At 39.5% G+C, this 314-nt stretch carries 1 protein-coding gene; it reads left to right on the top strand.

Going from position 1 to position 314, the window contains the following annotated elements; all coding sequences use genetic code 11:
* Window positions 1-247 (top strand): hypothetical protein (locus ACODS7_RS32955; RefSeq protein ID WP_488828785.1); only part of this gene is annotated, 247 nt, incomplete at its 5' end.
* Between the last annotated feature and the right edge of the window lie 67 nt (window positions 248-314).

Raw genomic sequence — 314 nt, 5'->3', positions numbered from 1 at the left:
TTGGAAATGGAAAAGGAGAAAAATCTGTACATCCTGTGAGGAGATGACAAAAATGTTAGAAAACCCAAACATCACAGGCAATCCACACGATTCCACCAGACAAGATTTCGAACACTATTGTAGCGATTGTGACGGTGAATTGTATTTCGGCATGACGTATTACGAATTTCAGGGGAATCTCATTTGCGAGGAATGTAATGGGAAATTTCTAGAACGACATGGCACCCGTTTTGTGGCAGGGGAATAAAAAAGAACTCATGGCAATGAGTTCCTTAGAAAAAACAAATTTGAAGTTAGTATAACACGGAGAGTGA

The organism is Bacillus sp. FG16, assembly GCF_057809515.1.
Note: the sequence above shows the minus strand (reverse complement) of the source record. Positions and strands in the feature narration are given on the sequence as shown.